Source organism: Rhizobium sp. 01T417 (assembly GCF_056398905.1).
The window spans coordinates 1-19,504 of sequence record NZ_JBFTQH010000022.1; the positions used below are offsets into that span (position 1 = coordinate 1).

At 59.7% G+C, this 19,504-nt stretch carries 20 protein-coding genes; 16 read left to right on the forward strand and 4 right to left on the reverse strand.

From position 1 onward, the window contains the following. Positions 1 to 189: 189 nt before the first annotated feature. Complete coding sequence (gltA, locus tag AC1DPR_RS20320) at positions 190 to 1,479, reverse strand: citrate synthase (protein ID WP_018858813.1); 1,290 nt, start codon at positions 1,477 to 1,479, stop codon at positions 190 to 192. A gap of 674 nt (positions 1,480 to 2,153) precedes the next feature. Between gltA and AC1DPR_RS20325 the strand changes: the two genes are divergently transcribed. Further along, positions 2,154 to 2,510, forward strand: a complete 357-nt coding sequence (locus AC1DPR_RS20325; RefSeq protein WP_026372001.1) for a ComEC/Rec2 family competence protein — start codon at positions 2,154 to 2,156, stop codon at positions 2,508 to 2,510. Next, a complete protein-coding gene (locus tag AC1DPR_RS20330) occupies positions 2,501 to 3,235 on the forward strand; it encodes a hypothetical protein (protein ID WP_113471321.1) in 735 nt (244 codons plus the stop codon). The genes AC1DPR_RS20325 and AC1DPR_RS20330 overlap by 10 nt, the downstream gene beginning before the upstream one ends. On the opposite strand, the gene lexA is transcribed toward AC1DPR_RS20330, so the two are convergent. Then, on the reverse strand, positions 3,216 to 3,932 hold the full coding sequence (gene lexA / locus AC1DPR_RS20335) for a transcriptional repressor LexA (protein WP_018858812.1): 717 nt from the start codon (positions 3,930 to 3,932) through the stop codon (positions 3,216 to 3,218). The two genes, AC1DPR_RS20330 and lexA, sit on opposite strands and share 20 nt — an antisense overlap. Before the next feature lie 199 nt (positions 3,933 to 4,131). Here lexA and AC1DPR_RS20340 point away from each other — a divergent pair, with 199 nt between their 5' ends. Both AC1DPR_RS20340 and kdsA read left to right on the forward strand, forming a co-directional pair. Next, positions 4,132 to 5,016 (forward strand): VOC family protein, encoded by an 885-nt coding sequence (locus AC1DPR_RS20340; RefSeq protein ID WP_018858811.1) that lies wholly within the window; start codon positions 4,132 to 4,134, stop codon positions 5,014 to 5,016. Continuing rightward, positions 5,013 to 5,858, forward strand: a complete 846-nt coding sequence (gene kdsA, locus AC1DPR_RS20345) for a 3-deoxy-8-phosphooctulonate synthase (RefSeq protein WP_018858810.1) — start codon at positions 5,013 to 5,015, stop codon at positions 5,856 to 5,858. Before AC1DPR_RS20340 ends, kdsA begins: the two co-directional genes overlap by 4 nt. Before the next feature lie 20 nt (positions 5,859 to 5,878). Here kdsA and AC1DPR_RS20350 read toward each other — a convergent pair whose 3' ends face one another. Further along, on the reverse strand, positions 5,879 to 7,723 hold the full coding sequence (locus AC1DPR_RS20350; RefSeq protein WP_113471320.1) for a methyl-accepting chemotaxis protein: 1,845 nt from the start codon (positions 7,721 to 7,723) through the stop codon (positions 5,879 to 5,881). Between the two features lie 415 nt (positions 7,724 to 8,138). Here AC1DPR_RS20350 and eno point away from each other — a divergent pair, with 415 nt between their 5' ends. The 12 genes from eno (at position 8,139) to AC1DPR_RS20410 (ending at position 19,013) form a co-directional block, all read left to right on the forward strand. Continuing rightward, a complete protein-coding gene (gene eno, locus AC1DPR_RS20355; protein ID WP_112659422.1) occupies positions 8,139 to 9,413 on the forward strand; it encodes a phosphopyruvate hydratase in 1,275 nt (424 codons plus the stop codon). A 145-nt stretch (positions 9,414 to 9,558) separates the two neighbouring features. Beyond that, positions 9,559 to 9,879, forward strand: a complete 321-nt coding sequence (locus AC1DPR_RS20360; RefSeq protein ID WP_007532419.1) for an FtsB family cell division protein — start codon at positions 9,559 to 9,561, stop codon at positions 9,877 to 9,879. Positions 9,880 to 10,025: 146 nt separating this feature from the next. Next, positions 10,026 to 11,072, forward strand: a complete 1,047-nt coding sequence (gene pdhA, locus AC1DPR_RS20365; protein WP_018858807.1) for a pyruvate dehydrogenase (acetyl-transferring) E1 component subunit alpha — start codon at positions 10,026 to 10,028, stop codon at positions 11,070 to 11,072. A gap of 17 nt (positions 11,073 to 11,089) precedes the next feature. Continuing rightward, a complete protein-coding gene (locus AC1DPR_RS20370; protein WP_018858806.1) occupies positions 11,090 to 12,466 on the forward strand; it encodes a pyruvate dehydrogenase complex E1 component subunit beta in 1,377 nt (458 codons plus the stop codon). Positions 12,467 to 12,484: 18 nt separating this feature from the next. Next, positions 12,485 to 13,825: a pyruvate dehydrogenase complex dihydrolipoamide acetyltransferase gene (locus AC1DPR_RS20375; protein ID WP_113471319.1), complete on the forward strand. Its 1,341-nt coding sequence runs from the start codon at positions 12,485 to 12,487 to the stop codon at positions 13,823 to 13,825. 19 nt (positions 13,826 to 13,844) lie between these two features. Further along, positions 13,845 to 14,486, forward strand: a complete 642-nt coding sequence (locus tag AC1DPR_RS20380; RefSeq protein WP_018858804.1) for an SGNH/GDSL hydrolase family protein — start codon at positions 13,845 to 13,847, stop codon at positions 14,484 to 14,486. A gap of 2 nt (positions 14,487 to 14,488) precedes the next feature. After that, positions 14,489 to 15,070, forward strand: a complete 582-nt coding sequence (locus AC1DPR_RS20385) for a GNAT family N-acetyltransferase (RefSeq protein WP_018858803.1) — start codon at positions 14,489 to 14,491, stop codon at positions 15,068 to 15,070. Positions 15,071 to 15,085: 15 nt separating this feature from the next. After that, a complete protein-coding gene (gene lpdA / locus AC1DPR_RS20390; protein ID WP_018858802.1) occupies positions 15,086 to 16,531 on the forward strand; it encodes a dihydrolipoyl dehydrogenase in 1,446 nt (481 codons plus the stop codon). A gap of 121 nt (positions 16,532 to 16,652) precedes the next feature. Beyond that, positions 16,653 to 16,901, forward strand: a complete 249-nt coding sequence (locus AC1DPR_RS20395; RefSeq protein WP_018858801.1) for a GlsB/YeaQ/YmgE family stress response membrane protein — start codon at positions 16,653 to 16,655, stop codon at positions 16,899 to 16,901. A 42-nt stretch (positions 16,902 to 16,943) separates the two neighbouring features. After that, complete coding sequence (lipA, locus tag AC1DPR_RS20400; protein WP_018858800.1) at positions 16,944 to 17,915, forward strand: lipoyl synthase; 972 nt, start codon at positions 16,944 to 16,946, stop codon at positions 17,913 to 17,915. Between the two features lie 72 nt (positions 17,916 to 17,987). Then, positions 17,988 to 18,560, forward strand: a complete 573-nt coding sequence (locus AC1DPR_RS20405; protein WP_026371999.1) for a P-loop NTPase family protein — start codon at positions 17,988 to 17,990, stop codon at positions 18,558 to 18,560. Between the two features lie 9 nt (positions 18,561 to 18,569). Further along, on the forward strand, positions 18,570 to 19,013 hold the full coding sequence (locus tag AC1DPR_RS20410) for a type II toxin-antitoxin system RatA family toxin (RefSeq protein WP_007790436.1): 444 nt from the start codon (positions 18,570 to 18,572) through the stop codon (positions 19,011 to 19,013). Here the strand turns inward: AC1DPR_RS20410 and AC1DPR_RS20415 are convergent. Next, entirely contained in the window at positions 19,004 to 19,504 is a 501-nt protein-coding gene (locus tag AC1DPR_RS20415) for a CinA family protein (protein WP_018858798.1), read from the reverse strand. The two genes, AC1DPR_RS20410 and AC1DPR_RS20415, sit on opposite strands and share 10 nt — an antisense overlap.

Below are 19,504 nucleotides of genomic sequence, written 5' to 3' on the forward strand. Positions count from 1 at the left end.
CAAAGGGTTCTGCTTTTTTACGAACGAAAGTTCAGGCCCGCTAGGACCAACCGCTCTGCGCATCGTCACTGCGGTGTTGCAATCACCTCAATGGCAAACGAGGCCGGTGCATCATAACCGATGCACCGGCCTCGCAATGTATAAGCCCGGTCATTTCTGACCGGGCTTTTTGCTGTCTGTGATCGCCGATTAGCGCTTGGAAACCGGCACGTAGTCGCGCTCCGGTTCGCCGACATAAAGCTGGCGCGGGCGACCGATACGCTGCTCCGGATCTTCGATCATCTCGTTCCACTGGGCAATCCAGCCGACCGTACGGGCCAGGGCAAACAGCACGGTGAACATAGTCGTGGGGAAGCCCAGGGCTTTCAGCGTGATGCCGGAGTAGAAGTCGATGTTCGGATAGAGCTTCTTCTCGATGAAGTATTCATCGGTTAGGGCGATGCGCTCGAGTTCCATCGCAACTTCGAGCAACGGATCGTCCTTGACGCCGAGTTCGCCGAGAACCTCATGCGTCGTCTTCTGCATGATCTTGGCGCGCGGATCGTAGTTCTTGTAGACGCGGTGACCGAAGCCCATCAGGCGGAACGGATCGTTCTTGTCCTTGGCGCGGGCGATGTATTCCGGAATGCGGTCAACAGTGCCGATCTCAGTCAGCATGTTCAGCGCTGCTTCGTTGGCGCCGCCGTGTGCCGGGCCCCAGAGGCATGCAATGCCGGCTGCGATGCAGGCAAACGGGTTTGCACCCGACGAGCCGGCGAGGCGGACGGTCGAGGTCGACGCGTTCTGCTCGTGGTCGGCGTGCAGGATGAAGATGCGGTCCATGGCGCGGGCCAGAACCGGATTGACCACATATTCCTCGCAAGGAACTGCAAAGCACATGCGCAGGAAGTTCGACGCGTAGTCGAGATCGTTCTTCGGGTAAACGAAGGGCTGGCCGATGTGATACTTGTAGGCCATGGCGGCCAGCGTTGGCATCTTGGCGATCATACGCAGGCTTGCGACCATGCGCTGATGCGGATCGGTGATGTCGGTGGAGTCGTGGTAGAACGCCGACAGCGCGCCGACGCAACCGCACATGACAGCCATCGGATGTGCATCGCGGCGGAAGCCCGTGAAGAACCGGCTCATCTGCTCATGCACCATCGTGTGATGCGTCACGCGATAGTCGAAGTCCTTCTTCTGGGCTGCGGTCGGCAGTTCTCCGTAGAGAAGCAGGTAGCAGACTTCGAGGAAGTCGCCGTGCTCGGCGAGCTGCTCGATCGGATAGCCGCGATGCAGCAGTACGCCGGCGTCACCGTCGATATAGGTGATTTTCGATTCACAGGACGCGGTCGAGGTGAAACCAGGATCGTACGTGAAGGAAGCCGTGTTCTTGTACAGGGCGCCGATATCGATGACGTCAGGACCGATGGTGCCGCTCTTGACGGCGAGATCGACTGATTTGTCACCGATTTTCAGTGTTGCGCTTTGTTCCGTCATTATGATCCTCCAAACTGGCGGTTGGCGCCATAAAAGCGCCATAGGGTTAAGCGTCGTCGATGATTGCTATATGATCGCGCGCCTAATGCCAAGTTACCGTGACGCCATTTTGTGCATCGCAGTATCAACTTTTGGGCACTTCTGCGATGACCCCTGCGCATAGCAGAAGCTGATGATTATCCTTAGCTTTTCCGGCTTCCGATTTTCCTTCAGATTTCAATCGATTATTCTTGCTTGGAAGCCCGTTAGCTTTCATTCTGGTTGTACGGGCGGCTGTTTTTGGGCGCAATGCATGCCGGGGTTGAGGCCATTGGAGGTGAGGGAAGCCACACCCGGCGCGGACGCGTTTGGGCGCGCGCCACAGCCTTCTTTTCTCGTGCCACGAGTTCCTGCGGAACCTCCGCTAACTTTCCGGACGCAATCCTTCGTGCCGTGGCCGACACGGATAAGGACGGCGTCGGATCGTTGTACCGTGTGGCTTCGTCTCGCCGTGGCAACGGAGATAGAGCATGGGCGGTTCTTCCTGGTTTCGTCCGTCTTCGCTGGGGCGGGCGCGATCCTCTGGTTCGTGCTTGGAAGTGCCCCGGCCGAGCTCCGGATGTCGTTTGCGGCGACGCTTGCCCTCGTCGCCGGTTTACGCGATCTGGTCAAGAAGGCCGCCGCACGAACATCCCTTGCTGCAGGTCGCCGCAGTAACGCCCGTCGTTTTCATCATATGCTTCTTTGGTGGCATCCTGCTGACCGCGATGATCGGCGGCTTCTCGACCGCGCTTTTCGCCGTCGAGCACTTCCACCGGCTCAACGCTTATGGTCTGCCGGCAAATCTCATGGCCATGCCGGTGGTCTCTTTCGTGGTGATGCCGATGGGCATGCTCGCTATGCTGCTGACACCTTTGGGCCTCGACGTCATTCCATGGAAAATTGCCGGTTTCGGGCTCGACATCGTGATCGCCATTGCCCAGATGGTCTCGACCTGGGCGGCAATATCGATATCGGCAGATTGCCGGGTTGGTATTTTCCTGTGGCGGTAGCAGGGTTCCTCTTACTTGCCCTTCTGCGCTCCAAGATCCGCTACCTCGGCGCTGGCATTGCGGCGCTGGCAACAGTGCTTGTTGTGGTTGCGCCGAGCGAACCGCCGCCCGACATGGTCATTGCCGAAGACGGCAATCTCGTCGCGATTGTGAGAGGACAAGTCCTTGCACCGAACCGGCCGCATCCGCCTGACTTCATTTTCGACCAATGGCGAATGGCGCTCGCCGCGGAGCTAGATCAACCACCGCAATTGTTGAAGGGTGTCAACGCTATCAGGCGGCGGGACATTCAAGGCAGATCGGAAAGGTTATCTGCCGTGGAATTGCGCAATGCCCGCGATGCGTTACGTCAGGCTGCGACGAGCGCTGAGAACCGATTTGTATGCCTGAAAGGCGTCTGGTGCACAGCCACGCACGATAGCGGCTACGTCGTGACGATCGTCGAAAATCCCGCTTACTTCGGCGCTGCCTGCGATACGGCCGATATCGTCGTGACACCCGCTCGCCTCCGCACGACGGGGTGTCGGTCGGGCGCACTTTTGTTCACCGGCGAAAACTTGCGTCGCTTTGGTGCCGCTGAGGTAAGGATCGACGATCAAGGTAGCCCCGTCGTCACGACGGCCTATACGAGGCTCGACCGCCCTTGGATCCGCCATCGGGCGTATAATTGGCGAAGCGGCACCTTTGACGGCGAGCCGCTTGCCTTCAATGATAGCGGCGAATGAGGCCGACAAGCTTGCCCTGGACCTTGACACGGTCAGGCCCGAAAATGCGCGTCTCGTAAGCCGGGTTTGCCGCCTCAAGTGCGATGGAGGCGCCTTTCCGGCGGAAGCGCTTGAGCGTCGCTTCCTCATCATCGACAAGCGCAACAACGATGTCGCCGGCATTGGCGGTGCTGCCGTTGCGGATGATTACCGTGTCGCCATCAAAGATGCCGGCCTCGATCATCGAGTCGCCCTTGACCTCAAGCGCATAGTGCTCGCCTGGGCCAAGCATGTCCGCCGGAACCGTGATGTCATGGGTATTGTTCTGAATTGCCGAAATCGGTACGCCGGCAGCAATCCGTCCCATGACCGGTACAGAGGCAGGACCGCCGTTGTCAGCCTGCGGCGCTGGCTTCGGCGCCACAACTGGCTGTGGTTTGCCGAGGCTGCCTTCGATAACGCTCGGCGAAAAACCGCGGCGGGGCTGCAGGCTCGGGTTATATGCCTCGGGCAGTTTGATGACTTCCAGAGCGCGGGCTCGATTCGGCAGTCGGCGAATGAAGCCCCGTTCCTCCAGCGCGGTAATCAGGCGGTGGATGCCTGACTTCGACGCGAGGTCCAAGGCATCCTTCATTTCATCAAAAGAAGGGGGGACACCGGACTCCTTCATTCGCTCGTGAATGAAGAGAAGAAGCTCCTGTTGCTTGCGCGTCAGCATCGAAGTTGAACCCCAGAGTCGTGAAACAAAGCCAGAACAGACACTATATGTTCCATATGTGTTCCGCAAGTACCTAAATTTTCGTAAAACTTGCCTGCAACTTGCTGAGTTTTTGCGTCTCATTTGACCGAAAGCGTAGAAGGGGGTTGCATTGTCCTGTTGCCCGGCGCACATCTTCGCAAATTCCGGAGAAGTTGCCATGAGCGAAGCGCATCCGCTGGACCACATCGTGCTGCCGGTTCCAAATATCAGGCTCTCGCGCGAGCGTCTCGGAAAGCTGGGATTCACCGTCGCGCCCGACGCCCGGCACCCGTTTGGGACCGAGAATGCCTGCATATTCTTCGCCGACGAAACTTATCTGGAGCCTCTCGGGGTCGCCAATGCCGAACTGCATGAAGCTTCGGCGCAGAAAGGCAATGTCTTCACCGCGCGGGACCGTGCCTTTCGATTCCGATGTGGAGACGATGGGCTGTCTGCCGTGGTCTTTGCGACGGCGGATGCCGATCGCGACCATGCCCGGTTTCTGTCCGAAAAGATCAATGGCGGCGAGATGCTGCAGTTCGAGCGGCCGATGAAGATGCCCGATGGCTCGGAGGTGACGGCTGCATTTAAGCTCGCCTTTGCAGTTGACCTGCGCGCTCCAGATTTCTTTTTCTTCACATGCCAACGTGTCAACCCGCTGCCAGCCGACCGGAAAGCCCTGCAAGTGCATGCAAATGGGGTGGTTGGGATCGCAGAGATCGTGCTTGGGGCACCCGACCCCAAGGCGTTTGGACCATTCCTGCGCGCCGCCGCCCACAGCTTGGGAACGACCAATGAGGCCTTCGGTGTGAGCGTGACAACTCCGAATGCCAGAGTGAGTGTTCTCTCCCCGGATGGACTGGACGCCTACTTCGACATCCCTGCGCCTTCCGACGATCGCGGTCTGCGTGGTGTTGCCATCGTTTTCAAAGTAGGCGATCTCGCCGTGACAGAAGCGCAATTGGCTGCTAACGGGATGACCTATACGCGCAAGAACAATCGAATTCTGGTGAAGGCCGCGCCCGGACAGGGCGCTCTCTTCGCCTTCGAGGAGAAACGATGAGCCAGACAAATTCCGAAGTCGTGGTCGGCGAAGGCGCCGGCCGCGTCACCTTTTCGAATTCCGGCAAGCTGTCGCTGATTGCCGGGCCTTGTCAGATGGAGAGCCGCGAGCATGCCTTCATGGTCGCCGGTGTGCTGAAGGAACTCTGCGACAAGCTTGGTCTCGGCCTCGTCTACAAGTCCTCCTTTGACAAGGCGAACCGGACGTCGCTGTCAGCGCAGCGCGGTATCGGCCTCGAAACGGCGCTTGAAGTGTTCGCCGATCTCAAGAGGGAATACGGCTTTCCTGTCCTGACCGACATTCATACCGAAGAGCAGTGTGCCGAGGTGTCCACCGTCGTCGACATCCTGCAGATCCCAGCTTTCCTCAGCCGTCAGACCGACCTGCTCGTTGCCGCCGCCAAGACCGGCCGCGTCATCAACGTCAAGAAGGGGCAGTTCCTCGCGCCCTGGGACATGAAGAACGTTCTCAACAAGCTGAATTCGAGCGGAAATCCGAACATCTTGCTTTGCGAACGCGGTGCTTCCTTCGGCTACAATACGCTGGTCTCCGACATGCGATCGCTGCCTGTCATGGCGGCGATGGGCGCCCCCGTGGTCTTCGACGCCACGCATTCGGTCCAGCAGCCGGGCGGGCAGGGCGGTTCGAGCGGAGGGCAGCGCGAGTTCGTGGAGACGCTCGCGCGTGCGGCGGTCGCTGTCGGCGTCGCTGGCGTATTCGTGGAAACCCACGAGGATCCTGACAATGCGCCTTCGGATGGTCCCAACATGGTCTATCTGCGGGATATGCCGCGGCTTCTCGAAAAGCTGCTGGCCTTCGATGCGATTGCCAAGGCGGGATAAATGGATGGACGTGCACGCCGTCAACCGGCGAGCGCCAACCTCGTCTTTGTGGGATATGCCGATCCTGCCGTCCTCTCCGTGCCTTCGAGAGCGAAGCGGGAGAGCAGGTGATTGAGGTGTAGCGCCTCGTTGCCAAGCTCGCGGCAGGCTGCGCTGGTTTCCTCCGCCATCGCGGCGTTTTGTTGGGTGACGCTGTCCATGGTGTTGACGGCGGCATTGACCTCGACGAGCGCGGTCGTCTGTTCAGAGGAAGAGCGCACGATCGCCTCGATCAGCGTCGTCACCTTCAGCACCTGCTGATCGATACTGTTCAAGGCTTCGCCGGTGCGGTTCACCAAGGCAACGCCGGTTGACACCTGACTGGACGAAGTCTCGACCAACTGCTTGATTTCCTTCGCCAGCTTGGCAGAGCGGCCGGCGAGGTCGCGCACTTCTTGCGCCACGACGGCAAAACCCTTTCCGGCCTCGCCGGCACGAGCGGCCTCAACACCAGCATTGAGCGCGAGCAAGTTGGTCTGGAAGGCGATCTCGTCGATGACGTTGATGATTTCGCCGATCTGCACGGATGATGCTTCGATCTTCTCCATTGCAGCTACGGCCTCGTGCACGACAGTTGCCGAATAGCTGGCGCTTTCCTTCGTCACCGTCATCATCGCGTTTGCTTCATGGGCGCGTTCCGACGAGTTTTTGACCGTAACCGTGATCTGATCTAGCGCCGAGGCTGCCTGCTCCAGCGATGCGGCCTGATGTTCCGTTCGCCGGGCCAGATCATCCGTGCTTGTTGCGATTTCGCTAGTGCCAGTCCTGACCGTAGTGGTTGCCGTCGCGATATCCCTCATTGTGCCGGAAAGCGTGCGGACGCTCGAATTGAACTGCTCGCGTAGCCTCTCGTAGTCTGGCGCGAACGCTTCGTTGAGCTGGACGGTGAGGTCGCCGCGGGAAAGACGGTCCAGGCCGCGGCTCAGGCTCACGATGATGCGTTCGCGGCCGGCATCCTCATCAGCCTTGGAGGCGGCCAGCGCCGCATCGCGCTGGGCTTGGGCCTGGCGCTCCGCATCCTGGTGTTCGCGGATTTTGTTCCGTTCTTGCGCCGATTCGCGAAGCACGGTGACGGCGCGTGCCATTTCGCCAATTTCATCGACACGGTGGCTGAAGGGGACTTCCTTGGAATAGTCGCCGCCCGCCAGGATCGCCATGTAGTCGCGCATCGCCGAAAGTGGCACGATGGCGCGCCGGCGGAAGGCGTAGAGGCCGCCAAGAAGCAGGCAAAGCGAGACCGCCGCAGATGCAACCGTGATCGCCGAGAGAATGCTTGTCTGTTCGGCCGCGTCTTTTTCAGCCTTTGCCAGGAAGGCGTTCGCCATATCAACGAGCTCGTTGACCGCCGTTTCGTGGATATGAAAATTGGTCGCAAGCTTCTCGAAGGCTGTCGGGATGACCGCAGAGTCGTCGTTAAGGATGGCGGGCGCGAGTTCGTCCTGTATCACCTTCCAGAACGCATCGCCTTTGATGAGGACGTCGTTCAGAAGTTTTTCCTTGAGGTCTGCGCTGAGCGCGGTTGCCTGCCAATACTTGCGGCGATCCTCATAGGCGGGCTTCAGGACATTTTGAATGCGGTCGATGTTCTTTCCGGCGACCTCCGGGCGCTGCACCGCCTCGAGTGCAAGCATGTAGGATTCAACGACATAGAGGGGCGGCGGCAGAATATCGGCAACGAGATCCTTGCCGTAGACGATTTGCCGGTACATCTCGCCGTTCACGCGTAGCTTATTGAAGGCGTAGTTTTGTATGCCGATCGAAGCAATGAGCCCGGTGGCGACGACCACCGCGAAGATTGCAAGGCTTCGTGCAATATTGAGTTTCATCCTATGCCCCGTAAATAGTAAATAGTGAACGACGTCGTTTCTGAAACCATTGGAAATTTTCGAGCAGCAGCTATGGATCGTGACAGGCGGCCTGGCCGCATAAGGAAGCGCATCATGCAATAACGCCTGCCGAAGAAGGTGCTATTTCCTTTCGGCCGTTAACTATAAATATGATTGGTTACTGGTCGATAAATTTACAACCAGCTTGAAAGTCAAAATTTATATTTCCAAAACTTCAGGTTTTGAAAGTTGATAAGCGTTGTCTCTAACCAACGGCCGGGCGTGCCTTCAAAGGCCTGACATATTCACCCGTTAGGGCCGTGGCATGCCATCTGTCGTCAGTGTGGCATTGTAATTTGTGTGCCTTCGATTAAACAGGCTTCCAACGTTATCACCCACCGAGCAGGAAGAACCGATGACTGCAATTACCGACATTATCGCCCGCGAGATTCTCGACAGCCGTGGCAATCCGACCGTCGAAGTCGATGTCTATCTCGAAGACGGCAGCATGGGCCGTGCGGCGGTGCCGTCGGGCGCTTCCACCGGTGCTCACGAAGCTGTTGAAGTTCGCGATGGTGGCAATCGCTATCTCGGCAAGGGTGTTGAAAAGGCTGTCGAAGCCGCCAACACCGAAATTTTTGACGCGATCGGCGGCATTGATGCCGAAAACCAGATCCAGATCGACAACATCATGATCGAACTGGACGGCACGCCGAACAAGTCGCGCCTCGGCGCCAACGCCATCCTCGGCGTATCGCTCGCGGTTGCCAAGGCTGCTGCCCAGGCTGCCGGCCTGCCGCTCTACCGTTATGTCGGTGGCGCCAGCGCCCACCTGCTGCCGGTCCCGATGATGAACATCATCAACGGTGGCGCGCATGCCGACAACCCGATCGACTTCCAGGAGTTCATGATCCTGCCGGTCGGTGCCGATTCCATCCGCGAAGCCGTTCGCATGGGCTCGGAAGTATTCCACGTCCTCAAGAAGGAGCTGTCGGCTCAGGGCCACAACACCAACGTCGGCGATGAGGGTGGTTTCGCGCCGGGCCTGAAGAGCGCCCCTGAAGCCCTCGACTTCATCATGAAGTCGATCGAGAAAGCCGGCTACAAGCCGGGCGAAGACATCTACCTCGGCCTCGACTGCGCTGCGACCGAATTCTTCAAGGACGGCAAGTACGTTCTCGAAGGCGAAGGCCGCACGCTGGAATCGGGTGCCATGGCTGAATACCTTGCCCAGCTCGCCGCCCAGTATCCGATCATCTCCATCGAAGACGGTATGGCTGAAGACGATTGGGACGGCTGGAAGGCACTGACGGATCTGGCCGGCAAGAAGGTCCAGCTGGTCGGTGACGATCTGTTCGTCACCAACTCGGCCCGTCTGCGTGATGGTATCCGCATGGGCGTTGCCAACTCGATTCTCGTCAAGGTCAACCAGATCGGCTCGCTGACGGAAACGCTCGACGCCGTCAACACTGCGCATAAGGCTGCCTACACCGCAGTCATGTCGCACCGTTCCGGTGAAACCGAAGATTCGACGATTGCCGATCTGGCGGTCGCCACCAACTGCGGTCAGATCAAGACCGGCTCGCTGTCGCGCTCGGATCGCCTGGCCAAGTACAACCAGCTGATCCGCATCGAAGAGGGTCTCGGCCCGCAGGCCCGCTACGCCGGCCGTTCGATCATCCGCGGCTGATCAATCGCGCCTGAATTGAGCGACTTGGACCCGCGTCTACGAAAGGCGCGGGTTTTTTCGTGCCCGATTTTTCATAGTCAACGGACAGTTAATCTCTGCCCGGTAGTCTTCAGCGCATCGAGGTAATGCGTTCGAGCGTGCGTTTATGTGGACAAAGCATCACAAGAAGAAAAAGATCGGTCGTTTCGTGGTTCCCGCGATGACGGTCGCGTTTCTCTCCTACTTCGGCTATCATTGCATTCATGGTGATTACGGTCTGCGGGCAACCGAGGGGTTCGAGCGCCAGCGGATAGCGCGCGAAAGGGAGTTGGCGGTTCTGAAAGGCAAGCGCGAGCATCTTGAAAAGCAGGTCGCGCTGCTGAGCGACGGTTCGATGGACAAGGACATGCTGGACGAGAAAGCGCGTCTTCAGCTTAATGTTTCTCGCGCCGACGAGATCGTCATATTCAATCACTATTCGAATTAACTGAAATTCAGTTAATCGAAATAAAGCGTTATTTATCAGTGATTTACTGATGAATACGAGCCATGCATTTATGGCATTGCTGTGGCTAAATTTCTTCCCTATGGTGTGCGCCACCAAAGAACCGACAAACCCATAGGGAGGGTTGAATGGCGCCGCGAAAAACCGCGACCGTTTCCAGCCGTAAAACTAGCGCAAAGCCGGCAAACAAGGCCTCGAATGGTGGTCCTGTCGCTGATTTCACGCGCGACGAGGAGCTCAAGGCCTACCGCGAAATGCTGCTGATCCGCCGCTTCGAAGAGAAGGCCGGGCAGCTCTACGGCATGGGCTTCATTGGCGGTTTCTGTCACCTCTACATCGGTCAGGAAGCTGTCGTCGTCGGCATGCAGATGGCGCAGAAAGAAGGCGATCAGGTTATCACCGCCTATCGCGATCACGGCCATATGCTGGCGACCGGCATGAGCGCGCGTGGCGTCATGGCCGAACTGACCGGCCGCCGTAGCGGTTATTCGCGCGGCAAGGGCGGCTCGATGCACATGTTCTCGAAAGAGAAGCATTTTTACGGCGGTCACGGCATCGTCGGCGCCCAGGTTTCGCTTGGAACGGGTCTCGCTTTCGCCAATCGCTACCGCGGCAACGACAGCGTTTCCGTCGCTTACTTCGGTGACGGTGCTGCGAACCAGGGCCAGGTCTACGAGAGCTTCAACATGGCTGCTCTCTGGAAGCTCCCGATCATCTACATCGTCGAAAACAACCGTTACGCCATGGGCACCTCGACTGCCCGCGCGACCGCGCAGTCGAACTACTCCCTGCGTGGCTCCGGCTTCGGCATCCCCGGCATCCAGGTCGATGGCATGGATGTCCGCGCCGTAAAGGCCGCAGCCGACGAAGCCCTCGAGCATTGCCGCTCCGGCAAGGGTCCGATCATCCTCGAGATGCTGACCTACCGCTATCGCGGTCACTCGATGTCCGACCCGGCGAAGTACCGCACGAAGGAAGAAGTGCAGAAGATGCGCTCCGAGCAGGATCCGATCGAGCAGGTGCGTGCGCGCCTCCTTGAGAAGGGTTGGGCCTCGGAAGACGATCTGAAGGCGATCGACAAGGATGTCCGCGATGTCGTTGCCGACAGCGCCGACTTCGCCCAGTCCGATCCGGAGCCGGATGCATCCGAGCTCTACACTGACATTCTGCTCTAATCGGGGAGGGACGACCCATGCCAATCGATATTCTCATGCCCGCCCTCTCTCCGACGATGGAAGAAGGCACGCTTTCCAAATGGCTCAAGCAGGAAGGCGACACCGTCAAGTCTGGTGACGTGATCGCCGAAATCGAAACCGACAAGGCAACGATGGAAGTCGAAGCCGTCGATGAAGGCGTCATCGGCAAGCTCCTGGTTCCGGCCGGCACGGAAAATGTGAAGGTCAATGCCAAGATCGCGGTCCTGCTTCAGGACGGTGAATCGGCGTCCGACATCTCTGCCGCACCTGCCGCGCAGCCCGCACCTGTCGCTGCCGCTCCGCAGGCGGAAGAAAAGCCTGCTGCTGCTCCGGTTCCGGCGGAGCCGAAGGCTGCCGTGCCGAACGATCGGGAAATTCCGGCAGGTACGGAAATGGTCTCCATGACTGTTCGCGAAGCGCTTCGCGATGCCATGGCCGAAGAAATGCGCGCCGACGACAGCGTCTTCGTCATGGGCGAAGAAGTTGCCGAATACCAGGGCGCCTACAAGGTCACCCAGGGTCTTCTGCAGGAATTCGGCGCCCGCCGCGTCATCGACACCCCGATCACCGAGCACGGCTTTGCCGGCGTCGGCGTCGGTGCTGCCATGTCCGGTCTGAAGCCGATCGTCGAGTTCATGACCTTCAACTTCGCCATGCAGGCGATCGACCAGATCATCAACTCCGCCGCCAAGACGCTCTACATGTCCGGTGGCCAGATGGGTGCTCCGATCGTCTTCCGCGGCCCGAACGGTGCAGCTGCCCGCGTCGGTGCCCAGCACAGCCAGGACTACTCGGCATGGTACAGCCAGATCCCGGGCCTCAAGGTCGTCATGCCCTACACGGCATCCGACGCAAAGGGTCTGCTCAAGGCTGCCATCCGCGATCCGAACCCTGTTGTCTTCCTCGAGAACGAAATCCTCTACGGTCAGCATTTCGATGTGCCGAAGCTCGATAATTTCGTTCTCCCGATCGGCAAGGCTCGCATCCATCGTCCGGGCAGGGACGTCACGATCGTCTCCTTCGGCATCGGCATGACCTATGCCACCAAGGCCGTCGCCGAACTCGAAAAGATCGGCATCGATGCCGAGCTGATCGATCTGCGCACGCTGCGCCCGATGGACCTTCCGACCGTGATTGAATCGGTCAAGAAGACCGGCCGTCTGGTCACCGTCGAGGAAGGCTATCCGCAGAACTCGGTCGGCACCGAAATCGCTACCCGCGTCATGCAGCAGGCCTTTGACTACCTCGATGCGCCGGTTCTCACGATCGCCGGCAAGGACGTTCCGATGCCCTACGCCGCCAATCTCGAGAAGCTCGCACTGCCGAGCGTCGCCGAGGTCGTCGATGCCGTAAAGGCCGTTTGCTACAAGTAACAAGGGGAGGGTATTTCGATGCCTATCAACATCACGATGCCTGCCCTCTCTCCGACGATGGAAGAAGGCAATCTGGCCAAGTGGCTCGTCAAGGAAGGCGACACGGTCAAGTCGGGCGACATCATTGCGGAAATCGAAACCGACAAGGCAACGATGGAAGTCGAAGCCGTCGATGAGGGCACGGTTGCCAAGATCGTCGTTCCTGCCGGCACGGAAGGCGTCAAGGTCAATGCCTTGATCGCCGTGCTTGCTGCCGATGGCGAAGATGTATCCGCTGCTGCAAGCGGTGCAGGCTCTGCCGCACCGGCGCCGAAGGCTGCTGAAGCCCGGAAGGCGGAAGCAGCGCCGGCAGCACCGGCTCCGGCTGCTGCCGCACCGGTTCCGGCAGCGGCACCTGCAGCCGCTCCCGCGGGCGGAAATCGCACCTTCTCCTCGCCGCTTGCGCGTCGACTGGCCAAGGAATCCGGTATCGATCTCTCGGCCATATCAGGCTCCGGCCCTCACGGCCGCGTTGTCAAGAGCGATGTCGAAGCGGCCGTGTCAGGTGGTGGTGCAAAGGCTGCTCCGGCTGCTGCTGCTCCACAGGCTGCCGCACCGGCTCCTGCTGCAGCCCCGAAGGGCGCATCGGACGAGAGCGTTCTCAAGCTGTTCGAACCGGGCTCTTACGAGCTCGTGCCGCATGATGGCATGCGCAAGGTCATCGCCAAGCGCCTCGTCGAGTCCAAGCAGACTGTGCCCCACTTCTACGTCACCGTGGATTGCGAGCTCGATGCACTGATGTCTCTGCGTGCCCAGCTGAACGATGCCGCTCCCCGCAAGGATGGTGCGCCGTCCTACAAGTTGTCGGTCAACGATATGGTCATCAAGGCTATGGCGCTGGCTCTGCGCGATGTTCCGGATGCGAACGTCTCCTGGACCGAAGCCAACATGGTCAAGCACAAGCACGCCGATGTCGGCGTTGCCGTCTCGATCCCTGGCGGCCTGATCACCCCGATCATCCGCAAGGCCGAGGAGAAGACCCTGTCGGCCATCTCCAACGAGATGCGTGATCTCGGCAAGCGCGCCAAGGATCGCAAGCTGAAGCCCGAAGAATACCAAGGCGGAACCAGCTCGGTCTCCAACATGGGCATGATGGGCGTCAAGCAGTTCGCAGCCGTCATCAACCCGCCGCATGCGACGATCCTCGCAGTCGGCGCAGGCGAGCAGCGCCCCGTCGTCAAGAACGGCCAGCTGGCTGTCGCAACCGTGATGACGGTCACGCTGTCGACCGACCATCGCTGCGTCGACGGCGCGCTTGGTGCGGAGTTGCTGCAGGCGTTCAAGGGCTACATCGAAAATCCGATGGGTATGCTCGTCTGAGACCGGAGCGGAGGCGGAAATGACGAAGACCGTTCTTTGCTATGGTGACTCGCTGACTTGGGGCTATGACGCCGACACGATCGGACGTCATGCCTACAAGGATCGTTGGCCAAGTGCGCTTCAGGCGGCACTCGGCAACGAAGTGCGGATCATCGCCGAAGGATTGAATGGGCGAACCACCGCCTTCGACGACCATCTCGCCGACTGCGACCGGAACGGCGCACGCATCCTTCCCACGATTCTGCAGAGCCATGCGCCGCTTGATCTTGTCATTTTGCTGCTTGGCACCAACGACATGAAGCCTGTCGTGGCGGGTTCGGCCTTTGCCGCCTGCCAGGGCATTGCCCGGCTGGTGCGTCTGATCCGCAATCATGCCTGGCCCTTCGAATTCGATGGGCCGGACATTCTGATCGTCGCGCCGCCGAAGGTGCGTGAGACGGCAAACGTGCCATTTGCGGCGTCGTTCGTCGGCGCCATCGAGGAGTCGGCGAAGCTTCCGACCCTTTATCGTGATCTCGCGGACGAACTCGGCTGCGGCTTCTTTGACGGCAATTCGGTGGCGAAGACGACACCGGTCGATGGCATTCACCTTGATGCGGACAATACCCGCGCTCTTGGGCGCGGCATGGAGTCGACTGTGCGGATGATGCTGGGGCTTTGAGCATGGGATCCTTCGCTTCGCTTCGTCCCGCGACGCGGGAGGATGCGACGGAGCTGGCTTTACTCACGGACATCGCTTCCCATGGTTTCGCCTCCTGGCTCTGGCTGGTGGAGCTTGGAAACGGTGGCGGCGATACGCCGATGGAGCGTGGACGGCAGAAGCTGCGTGGCGACCAGGGGCAAGGCAACTGGAGCGACGCCGTGATTGCCGAAGCCCATGGCGAGATCGCGGGAGCCGCGATCGGCTACGGTCTTGGCGAAGGCATACGGAATATCGAGGCGGATCGCCCGGCGCTGAAGCCGGTCATCGATCTGCAGAAAATGGTGGTGGGAAGCTGGTTTGTCGGAACGCTCGGTGTCTACAGCCATCTGCGTGGCATCGGGATCGGTCGACGGCTTCTCATGGATCAGATTGAGCGTGCGGAAAATGCGCCGGTCAGCCTGATTACCGCAGGTTACAACGAGGCGGCTCTGTCGCTTTACAAGAAGAATGGATTTTCGGAGGCGGCGCGAACGAATGCCGTGGCCTTCTTCGAAAACGGCAGGAAACACGAGTGGGTGCTTCTCACCCGCGACGCCCGATAGCAAAGGCAGGGAAACATGGCTGAGAACTACGACGTCATCATCATCGGCTCCGGACCCGGGGGCTATGTCGCCGCTGTGCGCGCCACCCAGCTCGGTCTCAAGACCGCGATCGTCGAACGCGAGCATCTGGGCGGCATTTGCCTGAACTGGGGCTGCATTCCAACCAAGGCTCTGCTCCGCTCGGCCGAAATTCTCGACCATTCCAACCACCTGAAGGACTACGGTCTCGTGCTGGAAGGCAAGGTCAGCGCCGACGTGAAGGCGGTCGTTGCCCGCTCGCGCGCCGTCTCCGCACGCCTCAACGGAGGCGTCGGCTTCCTGATGAAGAAGAACAAGGTCGACGTGATCTGGGGCGAGGCCAAGATCACCAAGCCGGGTGAGATCGTCGTCGGCAAGTCGTCGAAGCCGGTCGTCGAGCCACAGCATCCCGTGCCGAAGGGCGTCAAGGGCGAGGGCACTTACACCGCCAAGCACATCATCGTTGCAACAGGTGCGCGTCCCCGCGCCCTGCCGGGCATCGAGCCGGACGGTAAGCTGATCTGGACCTATTTCGAAGCGCTGAAGCCGGATGTACTGCCGAAGTCGTTGATCGTCATGGGCTCGGGCGCGATCGGCATCGAATTCGCAAGCTTCTATCTGTCGATGGGCGTGGACGTGACGGTGGTCGAAGTCTTGCCTACCATCATGCCGGTCGAGGATGCGGAAGTTACTGCGATCGCCCGCAAGCAGATGGAAAAGCGCGGCATGAAGATCTTCACGAGCGCCAAGGTCGCGAAGGTCGAAAAATCCGCCAACAGCATCACCGCGCATGTCGAGACGTCGGATGGCAAGATACAGCAAATCACGGCGGATCGCATGATTTCGGCTGTCGGCGTGCAGGGCAACATCGAAAACCTCGGCCTTGAGGCTGTCGGCGTCAAGACGGATCGCGGCTGCGTCGTCATCGACGGTTACGGCAAGACCAACGTTCCTGGCATTTACGCGATCGGTGATGTCGCCGGCCCGCCGATGCTCGCTCACAAGGCGGAGCACGAAGGCGTCGTCTGCGTCGAGAAGATCGCCGGCCTGCCGAACGTTCATGCGACCGACAAGGGCAAGGTCCCGGGCTGCACCTACTGCAACCCGCAGGTTGCCTCCGTCGGTCTCACGGAAGCCAAGACCAAGGAATTGGGCCGCGACATCCGTGTCGGTCGCTTCTCCTTTGCCGCCAACGGCAAGGCGATCGCGCTTGGCGAAGATCAGGGTCTCTGCAAGGTCATCTTCGACAGGAAGACCGGCGAGCTGCTCGGCGCCCACATGGTTGGCGCTGAGGTCACCGAGCTCATCCAGGGCTTTGTCGTCGCAATGAACCTAGAGACCACGGAAGAGGAACTGATGCACACGATCTTCCCGCATCCGACGGTTTCCGAAACGATGAAGGAAGCGGTTCTGGATGCTTATGGTCGTGTCCTGAACGCTTGATCGTTTCTTCCCTATTGTCGAAGGTGGAAAAAGCAAGAGTCGATCATCATGTTTATGGTGTGTCGGCGCCATCATCGTGGTTCTGATCGCAAGGGCGATATCGTAAAGAGGCGAGGGCAGGATGGAAGGCGTAGGCTGGATCGCAGCGATCATCATCGGCGGCTTTGCGGGTTGGCTCGCGGGCAAGCTGATGGAGGTTCGCTACGGAGTATTGCTCAATATCGTGCTCGGCATCGTCGGCTCGGTGGTCGCAACCGCGATTCTGGCGCAATTTCATATAGAGGTGGCCGGGGGCAGGCTCGGTTACTTCGTCACGGGTTTTCTTGGTGCCTGCTTGCTGATATTCGTCGCGCGGCTCGTCCGCCGATAGATAGGGCTTTTGCCGCATGGAGCGGCGGAGATTTGAACTGCCATGGTAACCATTCTCGATACTATCAATCCTGATACCAAGCGTGTGCGGCATCCCGAAAAGGCTCATCGGCCTGACCAGGAGGTCCTGCGCAAGCCGGATTGGATCCGCGTCAAGGCGCCAACCTCCAAGGGATACGCAGAGACGCGCTCGATCGTGAAGGAGCACAAGCTCGTCACCGTCTGCGAAGAGGCTGGTTGCCCCAATATCGGCGAGTGCTGGGACAAGAAGCACGCGACCTTCATGATCATGGGCGAGATCTGTACCCGCGCTTGCGCCTTCTGCAACGTTGCGACCGGCAAGCCGAATGCGCTTGACATGGCCGAGCCGGAGAATGTCGCCAAGGCGGTGAAGGAGATGGGGCTCTCCCACGTCGTCATCACTTCGGTCGACCGCGATGATCTCGAAGACGGCGGCGCCGAGCATTTCGAGAAGGTGATCTGGGCGATCCGTGTTGCCTCGCCGACGACGACCATCGAAATCCTGACGCCCGACTTCCTGAAGAAGCCCGGTGCCCTGGAGCGCGTCGTTGCCGCAAAGCCCGACGTCTTCAATCACAACATGGAAACGGTTGCCGGCAACTACCTGACGGTTCGTCCGGGAGCTCGTTACTTCCACTCCATCCGCCTGCTGCAGCGCGTGAAGGAACTGGACCCCACCATGTTCACCAAATCGGGCATCATGGTCGGTCTCGGCGAGGAACGAAACGAAGTGCTGCAGCTGATGGACGACTTGCGGACCGCAGAGGTCGACTTCCTGACCATCGGCCAGTACCTGCAGCCAACCCGCAAGCACCACGCGGTGATGAGCTTTGTTACGCCTGACGAATTCAAGTCCTACGAGACGGTCGCCTATACCAAGGGCTTCCTGATGGTGGCTTCGAGCCCGCTGACGCGTTCGTCGCACCATGCCGGCGACGACTTCGCACGCCTGAAGGCCGCACGCGAGAAAAAGCTGCTGATCGCAGCGGAATAATCAACGATCGCTTGCATTTTTCAAAAGCGGCGGCGATCTTCCCGCGGCTTTTTGTTTGCGGAGGCGACGAGAATGCCGGCTTATATCGACGATATGCGCAAGGTTGCCGCACTGCTGCGCCAGTCCGAGCGCATCATGGTCATCGGCTGCTCCGGCGGCGGCAAGAGCACCTTGTCGCTAAAACTCAGCAGCAAGCTCGATCTTCCTTATTTTTCCATGGATAAAGAGTTCTTCTGGCTGCCGGGCTGGGTCAAGCGCCCGAAAGAGGAAGAGCGCCATCTGATCGGTAACGTCGTCGCCGGCGAACGGTGGCTCATGGACGGAACCGGCCCATCCACCTTCGATATTCGTGTCGCCCGCACGGAACTGGTCGTCTGGGTACGTATGCCGCGCTGGCTTTGTCTGTGGGGAATCTGCAAACGCGCGTTCCTCCATCTCGGAAGGACTCGGCCAGACATGGCGCCCGGATGCCTGGAGCGAGTGCCGGATCGGGAGTTTCTCACTTACATCTGGACGTTCGAGAAGCGGTTCGCGCCCCTGGTGATTGCTGCGCTCGACAAGCATGGCCCGAATGTTCCGGTTTTTCAGCTGAAAAGCCGGCGGGAGGTGAACCACCTTCTTGATCTTCTCGGCGCTCCTACTTAACTGCCGATCATGCCTCAGTTCGAAACGCATCACTCCGTCCCGCATTCCGCCGATCAGATGTTCGATCTCGTCGCCGACGTCGAGCATTATCCTCAGTTTCTTCCGCTCTGCGAGGCGCTGAGCATTCGCAGCCGCAAGGAGCGTGACGGCAAGGTTCTGCTGATCGCCGATATGACCGTCGGTTACAAGGCGATCCGCGAAACCTTCACGACGCAGGTGCTGTTGAACCGGGCCGAGCGCCTCATCGAGGTCAAGTATATTGATGGACCATTCCGCTATCTCGACAACCGCTGGCGTTTCGAGGAGACGGCAACAGGCTCCAACATCCACTTCTTCATCGACTACGAGTTCAAGAGCCGCATCCTGGGGGCGGTCATGGGGTCGATGTTCGATCGCGCCTTCCGCATGTTCTCGGAAGCCTTCGAAACGCGGGCGACGAAGATTTACGGCTGAGCCAATTCCTGGATCATACCAAGCGCGGTCCTGACCGTCGCAAGCCGCACCTCACTGCGACCGATGTCGCCGTAGAGCATCTTCCGATGAATAAGCCCGCCAGAGCGCGACTTGGCCGCGAGGTGGACGAGGCCGACCGGCTTCTCCACCGATCCGCCGCCTGGCCCGGCAACGCCCGTCACGGCGACGGCAATGGCGGCGCGGGAGCGGAAGAGGGCGCCGTGCACCATCTGCCGCGCCGTCTCCTCGGAGACCGCGCCGAAGCGGATCAGCGTTTCCTCCTGCACGCCAAGCATCTCCATTTTGGCGGTATTGGTGTAGGTGACGAAGCCTCTGTCCACGACAGAGGACGATCCTGAGATTTCCGTGAGCGCGCCAGCGACCAGTCCGCCGGTGCAGGATTCCGCGGTCGAAACCATCAGCCCAGCTGCCGTGAAATCGCGAATGATCGCTTCTGCTTGCACGATGATGTCGTTCGGGAAGGTGCTCAT

Bases quoted from the DNA above. Each gene is read 5' to 3' on its own strand.
- AC1DPR_RS20385 (WP_018858803.1), top strand. From the start codon at position 14,489: ATGGGATCCTTCGCTTCGCTTCGTCCCGCGACGCGGGAGGATGCGACG.
- AC1DPR_RS20395 (WP_018858801.1), top strand. From the start codon at position 16,653: ATGGAAGGCGTAGGCTGGATCGCAGCGATCATCATCGGCGGCTTTGCG.
- AC1DPR_RS20360 (WP_007532419.1), top strand. From the start codon at position 9,559: ATGTGGACAAAGCATCACAAGAAGAAAAAGATCGGTCGTTTCGTGGTT.
- lipA (WP_018858800.1), top strand. From the start codon at position 16,944: ATGGTAACCATTCTCGATACTATCAATCCTGATACCAAGCGTGTGCGG.
- lexA (WP_018858812.1), bottom strand. From the start codon at position 3,932: ATGCTGACGCGCAAGCAACAGGAGCTTCTTCTCTTCATTCACGAGCGA.
- AC1DPR_RS20405 (WP_026371999.1), top strand. From the start codon at position 17,988: ATGCCGGCTTATATCGACGATATGCGCAAGGTTGCCGCACTGCTGCGC.
- pdhA (WP_018858807.1), top strand. From the start codon at position 10,026: ATGGCGCCGCGAAAAACCGCGACCGTTTCCAGCCGTAAAACTAGCGCA.
- AC1DPR_RS20415 (WP_018858798.1), bottom strand. From the start codon at position 19,504: ATGAGCACCTTCCCGAACGACATCATCGTGCAAGCAGAAGCGATCATT.
- AC1DPR_RS20370 (WP_018858806.1), top strand. From the start codon at position 11,090: ATGCCAATCGATATTCTCATGCCCGCCCTCTCTCCGACGATGGAAGAA.
- lpdA (WP_018858802.1), top strand. From the start codon at position 15,086: ATGGCTGAGAACTACGACGTCATCATCATCGGCTCCGGACCCGGGGGC.
- AC1DPR_RS20350 (WP_113471320.1), bottom strand. From the start codon at position 7,723: ATGAAACTCAATATTGCACGAAGCCTTGCAATCTTCGCGGTGGTCGTC.
- AC1DPR_RS20340 (WP_018858811.1), top strand. From the start codon at position 4,132: ATGAGCGAAGCGCATCCGCTGGACCACATCGTGCTGCCGGTTCCAAAT.
- AC1DPR_RS20375 (WP_113471319.1), top strand. From the start codon at position 12,485: ATGCCTATCAACATCACGATGCCTGCCCTCTCTCCGACGATGGAAGAA.
- gltA (WP_018858813.1), bottom strand. From the start codon at position 1,479: ATGACGGAACAAAGCGCAACACTGAAAATCGGTGACAAATCAGTCGAT.
- AC1DPR_RS20410 (WP_007790436.1), top strand. From the start codon at position 18,570: ATGCCTCAGTTCGAAACGCATCACTCCGTCCCGCATTCCGCCGATCAG.
- AC1DPR_RS20380 (WP_018858804.1), top strand. From the start codon at position 13,845: ATGACGAAGACCGTTCTTTGCTATGGTGACTCGCTGACTTGGGGCTAT.
- kdsA (WP_018858810.1), top strand. From the start codon at position 5,013: ATGAGCCAGACAAATTCCGAAGTCGTGGTCGGCGAAGGCGCCGGCCGC.
- eno (WP_112659422.1), top strand. From the start codon at position 8,139: ATGACTGCAATTACCGACATTATCGCCCGCGAGATTCTCGACAGCCGT.